General features: G+C 65.0%; 16 protein-coding genes and 1 pseudogene. 12 read left to right on the top strand and 5 right to left on the bottom strand.

The features are described from left to right. Positions 1–72 precede the first annotated feature (72 nt). The 4 genes and pseudogenes from CH275_RS11610 to CH275_RS11595 all read left to right on the top strand — a co-directional run bounded on the left by CH275_RS11610 (position 73) and on the right by CH275_RS11595 (position 5,510). A complete protein-coding gene (locus tag CH275_RS11610) occupies positions 73–1,905 on the top strand; it encodes a multicopper oxidase family protein (protein ID WP_094678184.1) in 1,833 nt (610 codons plus the stop codon). 147 nt (positions 1,906–2,052) lie between these two features. Then, positions 2,053–2,457, top strand: a pseudogene (locus tag CH275_RS11605) (DUF6855 family protein). Positions 2,458–2,505: 48 nt separating this feature from the next. Beyond that, the gene (locus CH275_RS11600) at positions 2,506–4,506 is read left to right on the top strand and encodes an HNH endonuclease signature motif containing protein (protein WP_256990980.1); all 2,001 of its coding nucleotides are present in this window, start codon (positions 2,506–2,508) and stop codon (positions 4,504–4,506) included. 122 nt (positions 4,507–4,628) lie between these two features. Further along, entirely contained in the window at positions 4,629–5,510 is an 882-nt protein-coding gene (locus CH275_RS11595) for a glycoside hydrolase family 16 protein (protein WP_179276111.1), read from the top strand. Here CH275_RS11595 and CH275_RS11590 read toward each other — a convergent pair. Genes CH275_RS11590 through CH275_RS11580 form a run of 3 tightly spaced genes read right to left on the bottom strand, consistent with a single transcriptional unit; the run spans position 5,456 to position 7,274 of the window. Next, positions 5,456–6,367 (bottom strand): polysaccharide deacetylase family protein, encoded by a 912-nt coding sequence (locus CH275_RS11590; protein ID WP_094678180.1) that lies wholly within the window; start codon positions 6,365–6,367, stop codon positions 5,456–5,458. The genes CH275_RS11595 and CH275_RS11590 overlap by 55 nt on opposite strands. A gap of 49 nt (positions 6,368–6,416) precedes the next feature. Next, positions 6,417–6,695 (bottom strand): hypothetical protein, encoded by a 279-nt coding sequence (locus CH275_RS11585; RefSeq protein WP_094678178.1) that lies wholly within the window; start codon positions 6,693–6,695, stop codon positions 6,417–6,419. Between the two features lie 15 nt (positions 6,696–6,710). Continuing rightward, positions 6,711–7,274 carry a CGNR zinc finger domain-containing protein gene (locus CH275_RS11580; protein WP_094678176.1) on the bottom strand — a complete coding sequence of 188 codons (564 nt, stop codon included), beginning with the start codon at positions 7,272–7,274 and terminating at the stop codon, positions 6,711–6,713. A 79-nt stretch (positions 7,275–7,353) separates the two neighbouring features. On the opposite strand from CH275_RS11580, the gene CH275_RS11575 reads away from it, so the two are divergent. Continuing rightward, entirely contained in the window at positions 7,354–8,535 is a 1,182-nt protein-coding gene (locus CH275_RS11575; RefSeq protein WP_094678174.1) for an epoxide hydrolase family protein, read from the top strand. 105 nt (positions 8,536–8,640) lie between these two features. Here the strand turns inward: CH275_RS11575 and CH275_RS11570 are convergent, their stop codons facing one another. Beyond that, positions 8,641–8,889: a hypothetical protein gene (locus CH275_RS11570; protein ID WP_094678172.1), complete on the bottom strand. Its 249-nt coding sequence runs from the start codon at positions 8,887–8,889 to the stop codon at positions 8,641–8,643. A 63-nt stretch (positions 8,890–8,952) separates the two neighbouring features. Continuing rightward, positions 8,953–9,678, bottom strand: coding sequence for an LpqN/LpqT family lipoprotein (locus CH275_RS11565; RefSeq protein WP_094678170.1), 726 nt, complete (start codon positions 9,676–9,678; stop codon positions 8,953–8,955). A gap of 150 nt (positions 9,679–9,828) precedes the next feature. Between CH275_RS11565 and CH275_RS11560 the strand changes: the two genes are divergently transcribed. From CH275_RS11560 to CH275_RS11530, 7 genes are all read left to right on the top strand, one after another. After that, positions 9,829–11,190, top strand: coding sequence for a neutral zinc metallopeptidase (locus CH275_RS11560; RefSeq protein WP_094678168.1), 1,362 nt, complete (start codon positions 9,829–9,831; stop codon positions 11,188–11,190). Between the two features lie 63 nt (positions 11,191–11,253). Beyond that, on the top strand, positions 11,254–11,850 hold the full coding sequence (locus CH275_RS11555) for a TetR/AcrR family transcriptional regulator (RefSeq protein ID WP_373453700.1): 597 nt from the start codon (positions 11,254–11,256) through the stop codon (positions 11,848–11,850). Next, positions 11,847–13,364 (top strand): flavin-containing monooxygenase, encoded by a 1,518-nt coding sequence (locus tag CH275_RS11550; RefSeq protein ID WP_094678164.1) that lies wholly within the window; start codon positions 11,847–11,849, stop codon positions 13,362–13,364. Before CH275_RS11555 ends, CH275_RS11550 begins: the two co-directional genes overlap by 4 nt. Beyond that, positions 13,361–15,052: a GMC oxidoreductase gene (locus CH275_RS11545; protein WP_094678162.1), complete on the top strand. Its 1,692-nt coding sequence runs from the start codon at positions 13,361–13,363 to the stop codon at positions 15,050–15,052. Before CH275_RS11550 ends, CH275_RS11545 begins: the two co-directional genes overlap by 4 nt. Beyond that, the gene (locus tag CH275_RS11540; RefSeq protein WP_094678160.1) at positions 15,052–15,687 is read left to right on the top strand and encodes an acetoacetate decarboxylase family protein; all 636 of its coding nucleotides are present in this window, start codon (positions 15,052–15,054) and stop codon (positions 15,685–15,687) included. The genes CH275_RS11545 and CH275_RS11540 overlap by 1 nt, the downstream gene beginning before the upstream one ends. A 185-nt stretch (positions 15,688–15,872) precedes the next feature. Beyond that, positions 15,873–17,402: a catalase gene (locus CH275_RS11535; RefSeq protein WP_032380010.1), complete on the top strand. Its 1,530-nt coding sequence runs from the start codon at positions 15,873–15,875 to the stop codon at positions 17,400–17,402. A gap of 144 nt (positions 17,403–17,546) precedes the next feature. Next, positions 17,547–18,020 (top strand): Dps family protein, encoded by a 474-nt coding sequence (locus CH275_RS11530; protein WP_032380678.1) that lies wholly within the window; start codon positions 17,547–17,549, stop codon positions 18,018–18,020. The last annotated feature ends 3 nt before the right edge of the window (positions 18,021–18,023 follow it).

Genomic DNA, 18,023 nt, shown 5'->3' with positions numbered 1-18,023 from the left:
AGTGTGGGGTGACGGCGGGAGCCGACCAGCACATAGTATGGGCCCAATCACAATCAGGAGAGAGGTGGCCGGGTGAGCGGCTCTGTGTCCAGACGAACCGCCCTTCGTGGGCTGGCCGTCGCCGCAGTGGCCGCCGGTGCTGCGGCACTTCCGGTGGCGTCGACGACGCGTCGAGCACTGGCCGACGACTTCCTCCGTGGGCAGAGTCCGCTGCTGTTCCATTCGCCGCCGCTGACGCCGTTCCGTGACGAACTGCCGCGATTGCCGCTGATCAGCGGTACGGAGATCTCGCTCGACGCACGCAGCTCGAACCACGCGTTCCACGCCGACCTGCGACCCGGTCCTACGTTCGGCTACGGCCAGTGCGACTACCTGGGGCCCACCATCGAGTCGCAGACCGGCCAGCCCTGGACGCTGAAGTACTCCAACACCACCGCCGGTAATCCGCTCGCCGCCGACATCGACACCTCGCTGCACGGGATGAGCGAGATGGACCGCACGATGACGCCGACGGCACTGCACCTGCACGGTGCCGTCACCGAACCCGCAAGCGACGGGCACTCCGAGATGCTGGTGCGCCCGGGTGAGTCGATGACGCACAACTTCTCGGGTCTCAACGACGCCGCCGGACTCTGGTACCACGACCACGCCATGTCGATGACGCGCATCAACGTGTATGCAGGTCTGCTCGGCATGAACCTCGTCCGCGATCGGTGGGACACCGGCACATCCGACAACGCCCTCGGTCTGCCCTCGGGTGAATTCGAGTTGCCGCTGGTGCTGCAGGAAAAGATCATGAATCCCGACGGCAGCATGAGCATCCGATCCAATATCACTGTCCCGCAGGGTAAGTGGGAGGGCGGTGGCACCGGCGACGTCGGCGTCGTCAACGGCAAGATATGGCCGACGATGGAGGTCGCGCGGGGCATGTACCGGCTGCGGCTCGTCAACGCCGGGTCGTACAGCGTGTGGAACCTGTTCTTCACCAACAAGCTACGTTTCTGGGTCATCGGAAACGACGGTGGCCTGCTCGACGCGCCGGTGGAAACCACCAGCATCCGACTCGCACCCGCCGAGCGGGCCGACATCCTCGTCGACTTCGGAGCCGTCGAGGCAGGTGCCCTCGTCGAGTTGCTCAACGACGAGCCGCCGCCCGCGCAGGCTGCGTCCCTCGGAGCCGTCCCGATGCCGATGTTCTGCCAGTTCCGCGTCGCGTCCGCGGCGGGGTTCCGGGGCGGTATGCCGTCGTTGCTGCGCGGCGGAAAGGGCCAGCCGGATCTGTTGCCCGCGTTGCCGACCCCCACCTTCACGCGCACCGTCACCGTCAACCAACCGTCCGGTGGGCTGAACCTCGACATGACGCTGATGAACCTGAACAACCTGCGGTACTCCGACCCGGATATCGAGATGCCCAAGCAGGGCACGGTGGAGATGTGGAACATCGTCAACACGACGGTGGAGCCACACCCGATTCACCTGCACCTGGCGCACTTTCGGACGCTGGGACGCATCCCGATCGACCTCGCCGCGTACCAACGCGACTTCCCGCGGCCGACGTTCGGAACCAAATGGGCTCCGCCGGTGGAGAAATTCCTCACCGGGCCATCGGTCCCGCCGGCCACCTGGGAGGCCGGGTGGAAAGACACCGTCAACACGTACCCGGGCACCGTCACCCAGATCCTCGTCCGATTCCCGACGGCCGACGAACTCGGCTTCGATCCCGACGCCACGTTCGCGGGACCGGCCGCTCACCACGGCGGTCACGATATGAGCGGTCACGACATGAGTGGTCACGACATGCCGGCTGCGGGTCCGTCCGAACTGCAGGGGTACATGTGGCACTGCCACATGCTCGACCACGAGGACCACGAAATGATGCTGCGGTACCGCACCGTCGCTCCGTGACTCATGACCCGAACCTGACCGGGGTCGGGAGCTGGTTGCGTTCACCGGTCGGTCGGCCCACACCGACGGAGCCGCGTAAGGCAATCACCGTGCTCGGTCGATCTTTCTGCCCATCGGCTGACTGCGACAACGGAACGGACCCAGGCCATGACCAGCAGCGGAACCAAATCCGACCCTTGGGTCCTCACCACCGCCCCCGGCACTTCGGAATACACCATGTACCGCGATCCCTAGCACGAGCCACCCGCTCTCGTATGCCAGGTGGGGTCGACGACACTGCGATACCGCATCGAGGCGATCGAGGACTTGCACGCGTGGCTCGTCGCTCGTGCGGACTGGGTATTGCTCGGTGCCGCAGACGAGAAGAAGCCGGCCGCTGCTGACACCGTCGAAGCGTGGGGGCGCTCAACGGACAACCCCGTCGGCGGCTGGTACGGGCTCAGGAACGGATACCGCGAGCGGTTCGGGATGTACCTACCGCCGCTTCTCGAAAAGCTCGGCCTGGCCGAGCTCACCCACGACGCCCGGAACAACAGCATGCGTGCCCTGTAGAGCAGTTGTCGAAAAAGTGTGTCGGTGGGTGGGTATAGCTTTCGTGGTGTGAAGACATGGGGGGATGTGTTCGAGCTCGGAGATCAGGAATTGGTCTCCGAGCTAGCCGACGTGACCTCCCACGAAAACGCGCTCGCTGCAGCCAGATTGACGCTGCTCGCCGAGATCGACCGACGTGGTTTGGCGATGAAACTCGGTCATTCCTCCGTCACCCGCTGGTACGCGAGGTCGGTGCGCATCACCGACGGATCTGCAACCCGTCAGATGGAACTCGGGCACTGGCTCACCGACTGGCCGAGCGTGCTCGACGCCCTCGCGAGCGGTGACATCCATCCCTCACATGCGTCGACGATCGCCGACGGGTACGCAACCGTCGTCATCGCCGACCCCTCCCTCGACGCACAGCGCCGCCACGCTGTGGTCGCCGAATTGCTCGAGACCGCGTTGCGGAGCACTGCCGGGCAGGTCACCTCCCGTGCACAGGCATTGGCGCATTCCGCGGCCGACGACGCCCGAGCCCGACACGAGCAGGCCGAGAAGCAGCGACGCGAACGGGAACAGGCGAGCCGAGCCGATGCCGGGTCGAGCGACACCGACGACCCAAGTGGTTCGGGTGATGACGCGAATGGTTCGGGCGATATGGGCGGCTCGGGTGATACAGGCCGCTCGGATGATCCCGAACCTGCTGGGCCCGAGCCTGTTCCGTCGGGGCCGCCGCCGGTGCCGGTGGCGGAGAATCCGAATCTGAACCGGTTCGATGTTCATCCTCTGGCCAACGGGCGCTTTCAGTTCGGCGGCAACGTCGACCAACTTCTGGCCGAGAAGCTGCTCACCGCGCTGTCGCCGTTGACTGCGCCGCGGCCGGGCCCCGGTGGCGAACGCGATCCGCGTGGTCCGTCGAAGCGGCGGGCCGATGCACTCGATCAGATCCTCGACCGTCATCTACGCGGCGGTACCCGCGGGGCGGCGGGCGGGTCGCGGGCGTCGGTGCACCTGATCGTTCCGCTGCGGGACTTGCTCGCCCACGGCGGTAGAACGCAATCCGACAGCACTGCAACGGATTCGACGGGAACCGGTGCGGTCGCTACCGGCTCCTCGAACGGCGGCGATGCCGCGCGTGGCGAGGCCGGTGGGGGCAGCGGTTCCACTGGCCGGCGTCCTGATGACGCTGCCCGAGGCAGTACCGCTGCCCGAGGCGATACCGATGCTCGCGGCGACGCCGCAGCCGGCGGTGATGGTGGTGGTGCTGGTGGTGCTGGGCAGAGGTTTGGGCCCGCGCCGGGTGATGCTGCTGCTCGCGGCGACACAGCAGCCGGTGGTGATGGTGCTGGGCAGAGGTTTGGGCCCGCGCCGGGTGATGCTGCTGCTCGCGGCGACACAGCAGCCGGTGGTGATGGTGCTGGGCAGAGGTCTGCGTCCGGGCCGGGTGACGATGATGCTCGCGGCGCTGCCGCTGCCGCAGCCGGTGGTGGTGCTGGTGGTGGTGCCGGGCAGAAGTCTGCGCGCGCGCCAGGCAGCGCTGATATTCGCGGCCACACAGCAGCCGGTGGTGATGATGGTGGTGGTGCCGGTGCTAATGGTGCTGGGCAGAGGTCTGCGCCCGCGCCGGGTGATGCCGACTGGCCGTTCCGCTTCGACTGGGCCGGCCCGATCAGTCGTTCCCTCGCCGAGCTCGTCACCTGCGACGCTGACCTGACGCCCGTCATCGTCGACCACCACGGCGTTCCACTCGCGCTCGGGCGAACCACCAGACTCGCCTCCGACGACCAACGCATCGCCCTGACCATCCGCGACACCTGCTGCGTGATGTGCGGCCGCCCCGCACAGTGGTGCCAAGCCCACCACGTGAAGTTCTGGGAACACGGCGGCAGAACCGACCTGAACAACCTCGCGCTGGTCTGCGGAGAATGCCACCGCCTCGTCCACCACGGCGACTGGCAGCTGATCATGGGCGACGACGGACACCCCTACGCCATCCCACCCGAATCCATCGACCCCACAAGACAACCCATCCCCAGCCACCACCGGCGACAACAGCGTGCAGCCTGAGCGTCGGCCGATTCGAGCAATTCGATAGTCGTGCACAAGATTTGACGACGCCGCATGCCCGATGGATGACGCGGTCAACCTCGGGCCGGGACTTTTCGGGTCCGGCGGCCTATATTCGGCGCGTGAACGTCCGAGTGGTGGTGTGTGCCGCGCTGGCCTGTGTGGTCGTATTTCTCGGTGCTACCGGGTGCAGCGCGTCGGGTCGGCCCGGCTCCGACTCCCGGAGCGCGTTCTCGTTTCGCGACGACTTTGCAGGGCCGGCGGGGACGTCTCCCAACGCGCAGACCTGGGCCACAGACATCGGCAACGCCGAGTACGACGGCTGGGGAAACAACGAGCTGCAGTACTACACAGACAGAGCAGACAACGTGTCGCTCGACGGCCACGGCAACCTCGCCATCACCGCCCGCCGCACTCCGGCAGGTATGAATGCGCCGTGCTGGAACGGCGATACCTGTCCCTACACCTCGGGACGGGTGAACTCGATGGGGGCGGTGAGTCTGGACACCGGACATGCGGAGGCTCGAATGAAAGTGCCTGCAGGATTGGGGTTGTGGCCGGCATTCTGGATGTTGGGCGGTTCGCCAGATTCATGGCCGGATGACGGCGAGATCGATGTGGCCGAGCTCGTCGGTAGCGAACTCGGCGTCGTCAACGGCACCGTGCACGGTCCGGGCTATTCCGACGACGGAGGTATTACCGGCGAGTTCGACTCGGAGGTAGACCTATCGGCCGATTTCCACACCTACGCCGTCGACAAGAGTGCCGACTCGGTGACCTGGTCTCTGGATGGGACAACGTATTTCGAGGTTCACCCCGAAGACCTGCCGCCCGGTGCCACCTGGGTGTTCGATCGGCCCTTCTATCTGTTGTTGAATCTTGCGGTGGGCGGAACCATGCCCGGCGATCCCGACTCGTCGACGCCGTTTCCGGCAACCTTGCTGGTGGATTATGTGTCGCTGAATGGCGTCGACGCTGCCGCGGCGGGTACCACGGCGCGATAGTGCGCCGCAATGTCGCCCGGGGTGGTGAACCAGACACCGTGACTGTTGTCGGTCATATGCTTCAGCGCCGCGCGGAACCGTCGAAGACGATACGGCTGTCCGGTGAGGAACGTGTGCAGGGAGATCGCCAGCACCACGGGTTGGTGCGTCGAGTTCTCCTTCAGCTCGTCGAAGCTGTCGATGATGGTGCGCTCGAACGTCGTTGCGGTCATGTGGTGGTGCACGAACACCGGAAGATCGTTGACCTCGTGCGGATACGGAACGCTCAGCAACGGGCCGCCGCGGGTCTTCAGCCATACCGGCTGGTCGTCGATGGGCCAATCCAAGGTGTACTCGTAGCCGCGTTCGGCGAGCAGGTCTTCGGTGACGCGGCTGGGGTTGGCACCCGGGCTCATCCATCCGCGCGGCGGCGAGCCTTCGTGTCGCTCGACAGCGTTCGTGACTTCGTCGATCGAGCGGCGCTCGGCGTCCTCGTCCATATCGTTCGGTTGAACGGCATTGGTTCGGCCGTGCGCGACGACCTCCGCACCCAGCCGTCGGAAAGCGTCGACCAACTGCGGGGCATGGGTGTACACCTCGGTGTTGACCAGCAGGGTTGGCCGAACTCCGCTCTGCTGCAACGTCTCTGCGATCCGGAACCCACCGACTCGGTTCCCGTACTCGCGCCAGCCCCAGTTGTAGGTGTTCGGCTGATCCAACGCGGGGGTATACCCGAGGCCGGGTTCGCCGTCGTCGTACGGAAAGTGCTCGCAGTTGACGGCGACGTATACCGCGAGGCGCGCGCCACCCGGCCAGTCGAATTGTGGTCGATCGACGATGGGGGAGTAGTCGAACCGTCCATGCGAGGCGAGAGGCATGGCAGCAGAATTGCCCACCGCACGTCGGCGCAAACTGCTGAGATACCCGTCAACTCGTGTGTATCGCAGCCTCGACCACGTGTGCGATGTCCGGATTCCGCAGCTCGAACACCTCGAACAGCCCGATTGCCGCCAGCTGTGGCGCGAGATTCTCCAGCGCTGCCAACAGTTCTCGGTGGGCCTCGGTGCCCGGTTCGGCGTCGTCGAGCGCTCGGGCGTTGGCCACGAACGCCGCGACCGTGCCTTTGCGAATCTCGAGTCCGTCGAACGACGCCCTCTCGGCCCCGTCGGGCAGAACATCCTCGGGACGTATCGAATGGCTGCTCACTGTTCTCGGCTCCTTCTATGTTCGGCGCTGTTGGTTCGCTATGAATCGCGCCTTCTTCTGACGGTTTCCGCATGTATTCATGTCGCACCATTTCCGGCTACGGCTCTGGCTGGTATCGAAGAACGCGGCTCGGCAAGTGGGCGATGCGCACAGTGCCAACTGTCCGTTCCGCTCGCCGGAGATGATGCTGATGGCGTCGTCGGCGATGACTCCCAGGGCATCTTCGACGGCTGACTCCGGGGTCAACGACCATCGTCGTGCGCCCTCGGGTGTCAGGACCGCCGACGCGTTGCCTCGAATGCTGCGGTCGTTCACGACCTGGACGGCCAACACGGGCAGAGCCTCGTGGACTGCCGCCGCCGTCGCGGCTAGGTGTATCGCTTCTCGCAGTTCTCGCGCCAGGTCCAGTTGGGCCGCGGTGCATGTGTCCACAGAGAGTCCGTTCAGTGCCAACCAGTCGACGAACCGATGCGGAACCGGGATTCGTTCCACCGAGTCGCCGCGTCGCTCGGTCAATGTCCCGGTGAACGCGGTGGCCAGCACGCTACCGGGGCGGAACTCGGGGAACTCTGCAGCCATAGGAACCAGCTTAGCCGGTTGCGTGGAAGTCGCGTCGGGATGTAGAACTGGCTTAGACGGTTCCCTCGAAGGAGATCCCATGACCACACTCAGCTCGACGGATGTGCACGCATTCGAGTTCCGGGCGTCCGACGCGGACCTCGACGACCTCCGTGCGCGATTGACTGCCGCGCGTCTGCCGGAAGCGGAGACGGTGTTCACCGCCGCTCCCGGCCGCGGCCGTTGGGACCAGGGCGTTCCGCTCGCCGACCTCGCGGACGTCGTCGACCATTGGCGCACCCGCTACGACTGGCGGAAGTTCGAGCGGCGGCTCGACACGATCGGACAGTTCCGCACGGCCATCGACGGTCTGGGAATTCACTTCTTGCACTGTCGGTCCGTGCGCACGGATGCCGTTCCGCTGATCATGACGCACGGCTGGCCGGGCAGCATTGCGGAGTTCATCGATGCGGTGGACGCTCTGGCGAATCCCGATGACCCCGGCAACCCTGCATTCCACGTGGTGGTTCCCTCGCTACCGGGGTTCGGCTTCGGCGACAAGCCGAGAACGACCGGATGGGGAACCGAGAAGATCGCGGCCGCGTGGGTCGAGTTGATGCACAGGCTGGGTTACGACCGGTTTCTGGCCCACGGTGGCGACTGGGGAGGGGTGATCACCACTATCCTCGGTGGCCGGTTTCCGGAGCAGGTCCTCGGGATTCATACAACTCTGGCGCAACCGCCACCGGGGATGACGACGGACGTGCTCACTCCCGATGAGCGCGGATGGACCGAGGACTCCGAGATTTTTCGACGGCACCACTGTGCGTACGCGAAGCAGCAGGCGACCCGGCCGCAAACGATCGGATACTCACTCGTCGACTCCCCGGTTGGGTTGCTCGCGTGGATCCTCGACAAATTCGCGGAGTGGACGGATACCGAGGACAGTCCGTTCGAGGTGATCTCCAGGGACCGGCTGCTGGACAACGTCACCCTGTACTGGCTCACGCGCTCCGGAGCGTCGTCGGCTCGGATCTACTACGAAAGCCACAACTCCCTCGACCCGGACCTGCGGGTCGACGTTCCCGCGGCGATCACCACGTATCCGCGCGATATCGAGAAGAATCCTCGGCCGTGGGCTCAGGAGCGTTTTCGGCAGATCGTCCGATGGAGGACTCCCGAGAATGGGGGACACTTTCCTTCGCTGGAAGATCCCACCCACTTCGTCAGGGATCTTCAAGAGGGCTTCGCGGCCGTACTTTCGGCCGCGGGTACTCGATGAAACAAGTTACCGAGCAATGACATTCGGCAGTAGCCGATCGCGTCAGGGCAGTCGGCGCGCTTGTGCTCGGGCGTAGTCCTCGGGGTGGTTCTTCTTCTGATTCGCTCATACGGGGTAGAGCAGCAGCCAGAAGGCGAAGAAGCACACCGCGCGGATCAGCACCCACACGAACCACACCGGCCACACGACGAGCAGTCCCAGCTGAAGAATCTGTTTCAGCACCACGGGTGTGCCGTTCGCCAGCGCGAGCCACCGCAGCGGATTCAGTTTGCGGAGAAAGCGCTTGGGCTCCGAGTACGGCTCGTCGGGTCCGATGCTCAGTGGCGAGACGGTACTGGGCGTTGATATCGACATGGGGAAACCTGTCTCACGGTGATCGGAGCCGACGTGGCTCCGACCACCGTGCTCGGCAACGAATTACGGGGTGATGACGGTCTGCTCGTCCACCTGAGTGGTGGCGTCGACCAGTAGGTCGAACTGATCGATACTGCCGTCGACGTTGATCTGCAGGATGTAGTACCCGTCCTGCCCGGTGATGATCGCCGTCTTCTGTGCCGACACCAGTTCGGCTCCGGTCTCGTCGACGTAGGTTCCGGCGATCTGATACGCCGGGAAGCCCGACAGTGTCGACACGGCACCCTCACCGGACGGAGTGAACTGGGGAAGGTTCATCAATTCGCCTGGGGCATAGTCGATGATGGCCTGCGGATCGACGTCGCCCTCGAGCTTGGAGACGATGGCGATCATGCTCGGGGTGCGTTCGTCGGCCGCGACCTCCGGGTAGATGATCGCACCGTAGGCCCAATCGGGGGTCTGCTCGGCCGCGTCCACCCAGCCTTCGGGGATGGCCAGGTCGATGGTGGGCGCGGTGGGATCATCACGGGTGACGGGGATTTCGGTCAGGCCCGCTTCGACGATGTAGTCGGCGATGGTGGGGTTGGGGCCTGCGGGGGCTTCGCTTGTGGTGGCGGGTGCCAGCTTCTTGACCGTCGTGGTCGCGGCTGCCTCTGTTGTCGTCGTCGCAGCTGCCGAGGTCGTGGCCGTTGCCGTGTCGGAGCCACTGCTACAGCCGGCGGCGGTGAACCCGAGTATCACCACGGCGGCGCATGCAGCCCCACGAACACCAATAGTAGAGAGTGTCATCGGTCCTCTTTCGTTCGTTCGGATACAGAATTCAGGCCACAGCAGGGATCGAACCGACCGGATCGTAGAACCGCGACATTGGAAATGGATTGGAAAGTTGCGCGCACGCTCCAATCGATTTCCAATCCTGGCTGGTTAGCGTCTGCAGCCATGAGGTCAGTAGTGAAGACGTTCGCGGTGGTCGGGGTAGTGGTGTTGGCCTTGTCGGCATGTGGTCGATCGGCGCAATCCGATATCAGCACAACAGAATCGACGCCGCAGGCGGTCGCAGCCGACGCGCCCGCAACTGCCGGGATGGTGGGCGATGCGTCGGATCCGGTGAACGAGATCGTCGCCGCCGCGATCGACGATCTGCAGTCGTATTGGAGCGAACAATTCCCCGCTGTGTACGGCAGTGACTATTCACCCGTCAGCGGTGGCTTCTATGCGGTGGTGCCGTCGTCGGGTGATTTGCCGCCGTGCGCGTCGTCGGCCGACGACATCGCAGGCAACGCCTTCTACTGCCCGGGCGCGGATGTAGTGGCCTGGGACAGCGAGGGACTACTCCCCGATCTTCGACAACGGTTCGGCGACTTCGTGATTCCTGTTGTGATGGCTCACGAGTGGGGGCACGCGATCCAGGCTCGCGCGAACTTCGAGGGCATGACCGTGACCTCTGAGATTCAGGCGGACTGTTTCGCCGGGGCGTGGGCGGCTCATGCGGTGTCCGACGCCACCGCCTTCGATCCGTCGCAGGCCGAACTCGACAGTGCGCTGGCCGGTTTCCTGTATCTACGCGATGAGCCGGGCAGTTCGGCCGAGAGCGATTCCGCGCACGGCAGCGGCTTCGACCGTGTCAGTTCGTTTCAGACCGGGTTCGACGGCGGCCCGATGGACTGCAAGCCGTACGTCGACGGCTCGCCGCCCGTCCTGCAGTTGCCGTTCACCAGCCAGTCCGACGCCGATCGGGGCGGCGACGCTCCACTCGAGCAGATCATCGACGGTGTTCCGAAGGATCTCGAGGACTACTGGAGCGTGCTCTTCCCGGAGTTGACGGGCCGGCCGTGGGAGCCACTGAAGCCGGTCGTTGCCTTCGACCCGTCCGATGCTCCCGACTGCGGCGGCCAATCTGCCTCCGGTTATGTGCTGTTCTACTGCGTGCCCGACGACTACGTGGGGTTCGATGCCGTCGATGCGATGCCGCGGTTCTACGAGCAGGGTGGGGATTTCGCCGTCGCGGCGCTCATCGCGACGCAGTACGGGCTGGCGGGGATGGCCCACGCCGGGATCGACGCCGACACCAAGGACACGTCGCTGCAGGGAGACTGCTTTGCGGGGAGTTGGGCGGCCAGCGTGTTGCTGCAGAACCGTCCCACCAGTGGATACACTCTCTCGCCCGGCGATCTGGACGAGGCGATCGCGTCGCTGCTGCTCTTTCGCGGCGACGGCGACGAATCCCGTCAGGGCAGCGGGTTCCTGCGCGTCGAGGCGTTCCGGCACGGAGTGATGGACGGGGCCCAGGCCTGCATCTAGCGCCGCGCAGTCAACTTAAAGTCAGGCTGGACTGTTTGTTGATTTAGCGCTACTGTGCGAAGTGTGACTACCGACACAGGGCTGAACAACGCCGAGCCGACCGGGCGGCGTACGCAGGCCGAGCGCACCGCGGGTACCCGGGCGAAGCTGCTCGATGCCGCGATCGACTGCCTCGTCGAACTGGGCTTCGCCAAGACCAGCACGCAGGAGATAGCGCGGCGTGCCGGTGTGTCTCGGGGAGCTCAGCTGCACCACTTTCCGTCCAAGGAGTCGTTGGTGATCGCGGCGGTCGAGCATCTGGTCGACCGACGGCTGTCGGAGATCCTCGAAGCCGAGCCCGATCCGGGAAGAGGACCCGAGATTCTCGCCGACGCGTTTTCCGGGCCACTGTTCTACGCCGCCCTCGAACTCTGGGTAGCGGCGCGTACCGACCCGGCGCTGCACGAGGCGATGATCCCCCTCGAACGACGCGTCGCCGAGGCGATTCAGGGTGGTGCCCAGATCGTCATGGGTAGCCGGATGTCGCCCGAATCCATCGAGCTCAGTGTCGAACTCGCCCGCGGCCTCGCCGTCTCGGCGCTGTTCCGTACTCCCGAGGCCGACGCGCAACTGCGTGAGCGGCTCCTTCCGATCTGGTCCGACAAGGTGATGACAAGATGAATCTCGAAGAGCGTGTGGACATTCTCGTCGTCGGAGCCGGGTTCGCCGGTCTGGCGGCAGTGGCGAAGATCCTCGCCGCCGATCCGGCCGCCGACGTCACCGTCATCGAGCGTGCGTCCGATGTGGGCGGTACGTGGCGAGACAACACGTACCCGGGGTGCGCGTGCGATGTGCCTACCTCGCTCTACTCGTTCTCGTTCGCTCCCAGCCCCGAGTGGAGTCATACCTTCGCTCGCCAGCCGGAGCTGTTCGCCTACCTCAAATCGGTGGTGGAGCGGCTCGGCCTGCAGCGCCGGATCATCACCGACTGCGAATTACAGAGCGCTACGTGGGATTCGAGCACCTCGCGGTGGTCGGTGCAGACGTCGAAGGGGGCAACGAGCGCGCGGGTTCTGGTTGCCGCCACCGGAGCGCTGTCCACCCCGAAGATTCCGGACGTGCCCGGTATCGAGTCGTTCTCCGGCACCGTATTCCATTCCGCCACCTGGAACCACGAGCACGACCTCACCGGTGAGCGCGTCGCCGTCATCGGCACCGGAGCGTCTGCGGTGCAGTTCGTCCCCGAGATCGTCGATCGCGCGCAACGGCTCACGGTGTTCCAGCGCACCCCCGCCTGGGTGATCCCGCGACTCGATCGCACCATCGGCCGCCTCGAACGAACACTGTACGAGAAGATTCCCGCGGCCCATCGCGCGGTTCGTGGCGTCATCTACGGCTACCGTGAGGCCTACGTGACCGTTCTGGCCGACAACCCATGGATGCTGCCGGCGGTGAAGGTGTTCGCCAAGGCCAACCTGAAGCGGCAGGTCAAGAACCCCGCGACGCGGGCCGCTCTGACCCCCGACTACGCACCCGGCTGCAAAAGGCTTCTGCTGTCCAATGATTGGCTCCGGACGCTCGACCGTCCGGACGTCGATCTCGTGACGTCGGGCCTGACGTCGGTGACCGAGAACGGCGTGGTCGATGCCTCGGGTCGCAATCACGAGGTGGACACGATCATCTTCGCGACGGGGTTCACTCCCACCGAGCCGCCGGTGTCGCATCTGTTGCGCGGTAATGACGGTCGTACGCTCGCGGAGCGTTGGGGCGGTAGCCCGCAGGCGCATCTGGGTACCACTGTCGCCGGGTTCCCGAACCTGTTCCTGATGTACGGCCCCAACACCAACCTCGGGCACAGCTCCATCGTGTACATGCTCGAGTCGCAGGCCAACTACGTGGTCTCGGCGCTGAACGAAATGAAGGATCGCAGGATTGCGGCCGTCGAGGTCAACGAATCGGCTCAGCGGCAGCACAATTCGTGGGTCGACTCCGCGCTCGACGGCACCGTGTGGAATGCGGGTGGCTGCTCGAGCTGGTACCTCGACGCCAACGGTCGCAACTCCACGATGTGGCCGACCTACACGTTCCGGTTCCGCAACAAGACGCGAGAGTTCGATGTCTCGAACTATCGGATCGTCTCCGACACTCCCGAATCAGACAGCCCCGAATCAGACCACGAGGTGGTATCGGCATGAGCGACTACGACGTATTGATCATCGGCTCCGGTTTCGGCGGCAGTGTGGCCGCGCTGCGAGCCGTCGAGAAGGGCTACCGGGTGGCGGTTCTCGAATCGGGTCGCCGATTCGAGGACGACGAGCTGCCCAAGACCAGCTGGCGGTTGCGTAAGTACCTGTGGGCTCCGGCGCTGGGTTGCTATGGCGTGCAACGTATCCACCTGCTTCCCGACGTGCTGGTGATGGCAGGAGCCGGCGTGGGCGGCGGCTCGCTGAACTACGCGAACACGCTGTACCAGCCGCCCGCGAAATTCTTCGAGGACCCGCAGTGGGGTTCGATCACCGACTGGCAGCGCGAGTTGAATCCGTACTACGACCAGGCGCGCCGGATGCTCGGCGTCGAGACCAACCCCACCATCACCGCCTCGGACAAGGTGATGAAAGAAGTGGCCGAGGACATGGGAGTGGGGGATACGTTCACCTCGACGCCGGTGGGCGTGTACTTCGGGGACCGCGGCAAGACGGCACCGGATCCGTTCTTCGGTGGTGCCGGTCCCGAACGCACCGGCTGCACCGAATGCGGATCGTGCATGACGGGCTGCCGCGTCGGCGCGAAGAACACTCTGGTCAAGAACTACCTCTATCTGGCCGAACACGCTGGCGCGCATGTTCTTCCGTTGACCACCGTCGTGGACGTCCGGCCGAACGGCGCAGGCTACGACGTGGTGACGCGTCGGACCGGCGGGAAGCTGCGTCGCAAGGAGAAGACGATCACCGCCGATCAGGTGATTTTCTCGGCCGGCACCTACGGCACGCAGAAATTGATGCTCGCGGCCAAGGAGAAGGGCTCCCTGCCGCGGTTGTCGGACAGGATCGGTTCCCTGGTGCGCACCAACTCCGAGGCAGTCCTCGCCGCGACCGCCCGTGGTCGTGAGGTCGACTACCACGAGGGTGTGGCGATCACGTCGTCGTTCCATCCCGACGATCACACTCACATCGAGCCGGTGCGATACGGCAAGGGCAGCAACGCTATCGGCCTGCTGCAGACCGTGTTGAGCGACGGCGGCGGCAAGATGCCGCGCATCCTCAAGACCCTCGGGGTCGCCTTGCGCCATCCCGGCGCTGCGGTGCGGAGCCTGTCGGTGCACCGGTGGTCGGAGCGAACCGTCATCGCGTTGGTGATGCAGACCGACGACAACTCGCTCGAACTCGGATCGAAGAAGAGCCCGTTCGGACGTCGCCTCACCAGCAGGCCCGGTGCAGGCGATCCACCGCCACAGTGGATTCCGCAGGGCCACACGGCCATCAGGTTGCTCGCCGACAAGATCGGCGGCGACCCGGGCGGTTCGATCGCCGAGATCGTCAACATTCCGATGACCGCGCACTTCCTCGGTGGCTGCGCCATCGGTGACTCACCGAAGACCGGCGTGATCGACGGCTATCAGCGTGTGTACGGCTACGAGGGACTCCATGTGCTCGACGGCTCGGCCGTCAGCGCCAACCTCGGCGTCAATCCGTCGCTGACCATCACCGCGCAGGCCGAACGTGCAATGGCGTTGTGGCCCAACAAGGGTGAGCCCGACAAGCGCCCCGCGGCGGGCAGCGAGTACCAGGAAGTTGCACCCACGCAGCCGGTCCGCCCGGTGGTACCGGTGTCTGCGCCTGGCGCTCTGCGGCTCCCGTTGACCGTGGTGGGGAGGGATTCCTGATGTGGAGTGTGGTCGAATCCGAGACCGAGCGCACCGACTGGCCGATCAGCCCTGCAGCACCATGGCCGGCCAACGTCAGGGCCACGATCTGGTGGCATCGAGCACGGTCGTCGGAGTACGCGCCGCCCGGTGCCGAGACGTTGCCGATCACGATGGCGATGGTCGTCGATTACGTGACGTCACCCGTCGGGCCGTACCGCGAAATTCTGGCCAGCCCGGTTCTGCGCCGAGACGTCGGTCGCACTCCTCGGATGGCGGTTCCGTTCATCGCCGTCGATTCCGCCACGTCCGTGCACGGCGGTAGGACCAACTGGCACCTGCCCAAGGTGCTGGCCGAGTTCGACGGCGATGTTCTGGGTAAGGCCGGGGTGAGCAGTGGCGAATGGTCGGTGCACACCGATTCTCGCGGCTACGGACCGCAGTTTCCGATGCTCGGGTCCATTGGATTCGCGCAACCGGTCGACGGCGGTTCGGCCGTCGGTATCGCTCGTCTGAAGGGGAAGGCCAGGTTGGCCCGGGTGCGGGTCGAGGCCACGGGACCGACGTTGAGTCGCTGGATGCCGTCGGGCACCTATTTCGGCCTGCAGATCGTGTCGGGGTCGATGCGGACCGGTGAAGCGCAGTTGGTGCCCTGAAAGTCGTCCTTTTCTTGACTTAGTCCAGATTGATGGCATACTGAGAGCCGGAGGCGTCGCCGCGTCAGGGGTTTATGCCGCAGCCCCGCGAGGCATTCTCCCCACGAAGCGGTCCAGCGTCCGGCCGTTCAGTGCATCCCCGGGACAGCCCTCCCGGTTTTACTCCAGCCATCAGGAGGCTTCGTATGACCAAGCCGATCAATAAGCCCACCACCAGCAACTCGGGTATTCCCGTACCCAGCGACGACCAGTCGCTCACCGCCGGAACGCAGGGTCCGATCCTCCTGCACGATCACTACCTCATCGAGAAGATGGCGCAGTTCAACCGTGAGCGGGTCCCGGAGCGCGTCGTGCACGCCAAGGGCGCAGGCGCGTTCGGTGAACTCGAGATTACCGGAGACATCAGCAAGTACACCAAGGCCAAGGCTCTTCAGCCCGGTGCCAAGACCGAGATGCTGGCGCGCTTTTCCACCGTCGCGGGCGAGCAGGGCAGCCCCGACACCTGGCGCGATCCGCGTGGCTTCTCGCTGAAGTTCTACACCGAAGAAGGCAACTGGGATCTGGTCGGCAACAACACCCCGATCTTCTTCGTCAAGGATCCGATCAAGTTCCAGGACTTCATCCGCAGCCAGAAGCGCATGCCCGATTCCGGCCTGCGTGACAACAACATGCAGTGGGACTTCTGGACTCTCTCGCCCGAGTCGGCACACCAGGTTACGTGGCTCATGGGTGACCGCGGCATCCCGAAGTCGTTCCGCCACATGGACGGATTCGGCTCGCACACCTACCAGCTGATCGCCGAGGACGGCACGAAGACCTGGGTGAAGTTCCACTTCAAGACCGATCAGGGCATCGATTTCCTGACGCAGGACAAGGCCGACGAGGTTGCGGGTACGTCCCCCGACCACCACCGTCAGGACCTCTTCGGATCCATCAAGAACGGCGACTTCCCCAGCTGGACGCTCAAGGTGCAGCTCATGCCGTACGACGATGCCGAGAACTACAAGTACAACCCGTTCGACCTCACCAAGGTCTGGTCGCAGAAGGACTACCCGCTGATCGAGGTCGGCAAGATGACCTTGAACCGCAACCCGGAGAACTTCTTCGCTCAGATCGAGCAGAGCTCGTTCGAGCCGTCGAACACGGTGCCCGGCATCGGCTTCAGCCCCGACAAGATGCTGCTCGGCCGTGTCTTCTCCTACGCCGACGCACACCGGTACCGCATCGGAGCGAACTACGCGCAGCTGCCGGTCAACGCCCCGAAGTCCGAGGTCAACTCGTACTCCAAGGACGGCAACATGCGGTACTCGTTCAACTCCCCGGAGACGCCCGTCTACGCACCGAACTCGTTCGGCGGCCCATCGGCCGACACGAACAAGTACGGCGACGACGGAGCTTGGGACTTCGAGCCTCGTTTCGTGCGCACCGGGTACATCGAGCACCCCGAGGACGGCGACTTCGTGCAAGCGGGAGCCCTGGTCCGCGAGGTCATGGACGACGCCCAGCGCGAGCGTCTCGTCGGGAACATCGTCGGACACGTCCTCAACGGCGTCAGCGAGCCCGTCCTGAGCCGAGTGTTCGAGTACTGGACCAACGTCGACCCCGAGCTCGGCAAGAAGGTCGAGGAAGGTGTTCGGTCGCAGCAGAACGAGACCGCACCGACCACCGGTGCCGGCGCAATCGACGATCCGTCGGACGAGGCCGCCAAGGTCTGATCCGACCGACCCTGGGATCGGCGTCACAGCGATGATGGCGTCGATCCGGAACAACGTGGGCTCACGTGCCGTTGTGTAGTACAGACGAAAGAACAATAATGGTGTGCGATGCATACCGTCGTCCAACGGCAGGGAGGCCACATCATGACGAACCCCATCACCAGCACCCTCGACGCAGGCCAGCAGAAGATCGCCGGCGACGCACTCCAGGGAACCGTGGTCGATCTCATCGACCTCTCGCTCATCGCGAAGCAGGCGCACTGGAACGTGATCGGCAAGAACTTCCGTTCGGTGCACCTCGAGCTCGACGAATTGGTTACTGCTGCACGCGAATTCACCGATCAGGCGGCCGAGCGCGCTACCGCGATCGGCGTCAGCCCCGACGGCCGCGCAGCCACCGTCTCCTCGACGGCAGGCACCAAGGGCTTCGGTGCCGGCTGGACTCAGGACAGTGAGGTCGTGCCGGCCGTGGTCGACAACATCGCTGCCGTCGTCGAGCGTCTTCGCGGACGCATCGCCGACACCGGCGAAGCCGATCCGGTGACCCAAGACCTGCTCATCGGCATCACGGCACGGCTCGAGCAGCTGCACTGGATGTGGCAGGCCCAGGCCAGCTAGCAG

Source organism: Rhodococcus sp. 06-235-1A (genome assembly GCF_002258785.1).
Taxonomy (GTDB): Bacteria; Actinomycetota; Actinomycetes; order Mycobacteriales; family Mycobacteriaceae; genus Rhodococcoides.
This window is presented reverse-complemented; position numbering and strand designations above follow the sequence as displayed.

Bases quoted from the DNA above. Each gene is read 5' to 3' on its own strand.
- CH275_RS11590 (WP_094678180.1), bottom strand. From the start codon at position 6,367: ATGCCTCTCGCCTCGCATGGACGGTTCGACTACTCCCCCATCGTCGAT.
- CH275_RS11580 (WP_094678176.1), bottom strand. From the start codon at position 7,274: ATGGCTGCAGAGTTCCCCGAGTTCCGCCCCGGTAGCGTGCTGGCCACC.
- CH275_RS11575 (WP_094678174.1), top strand. From the start codon at position 7,354: ATGACCACACTCAGCTCGACGGATGTGCACGCATTCGAGTTCCGGGCG.
- CH275_RS11570 (WP_094678172.1), bottom strand. From the start codon at position 8,889: ATGTCGATATCAACGCCCAGTACCGTCTCGCCACTGAGCATCGGACCC.
- CH275_RS11565 (WP_094678170.1), bottom strand. From the start codon at position 9,678: ATGACACTCTCTACTATTGGTGTTCGTGGGGCTGCATGCGCCGCCGTG.
- CH275_RS11560 (WP_094678168.1), top strand. From the start codon at position 9,829: ATGAGGTCAGTAGTGAAGACGTTCGCGGTGGTCGGGGTAGTGGTGTTG.
- CH275_RS11550 (WP_094678164.1), top strand. From the start codon at position 11,847: ATGAATCTCGAAGAGCGTGTGGACATTCTCGTCGTCGGAGCCGGGTTC.
- CH275_RS11545 (WP_094678162.1), top strand. From the start codon at position 13,361: ATGAGCGACTACGACGTATTGATCATCGGCTCCGGTTTCGGCGGCAGT.
- CH275_RS11540 (WP_094678160.1), top strand. From the start codon at position 15,052: ATGTGGAGTGTGGTCGAATCCGAGACCGAGCGCACCGACTGGCCGATC.
- CH275_RS11535 (WP_032380010.1), top strand. From the start codon at position 15,873: ATGACCAAGCCGATCAATAAGCCCACCACCAGCAACTCGGGTATTCCC.
- CH275_RS11530 (WP_032380678.1), top strand. From the start codon at position 17,547: ATGACGAACCCCATCACCAGCACCCTCGACGCAGGCCAGCAGAAGATC.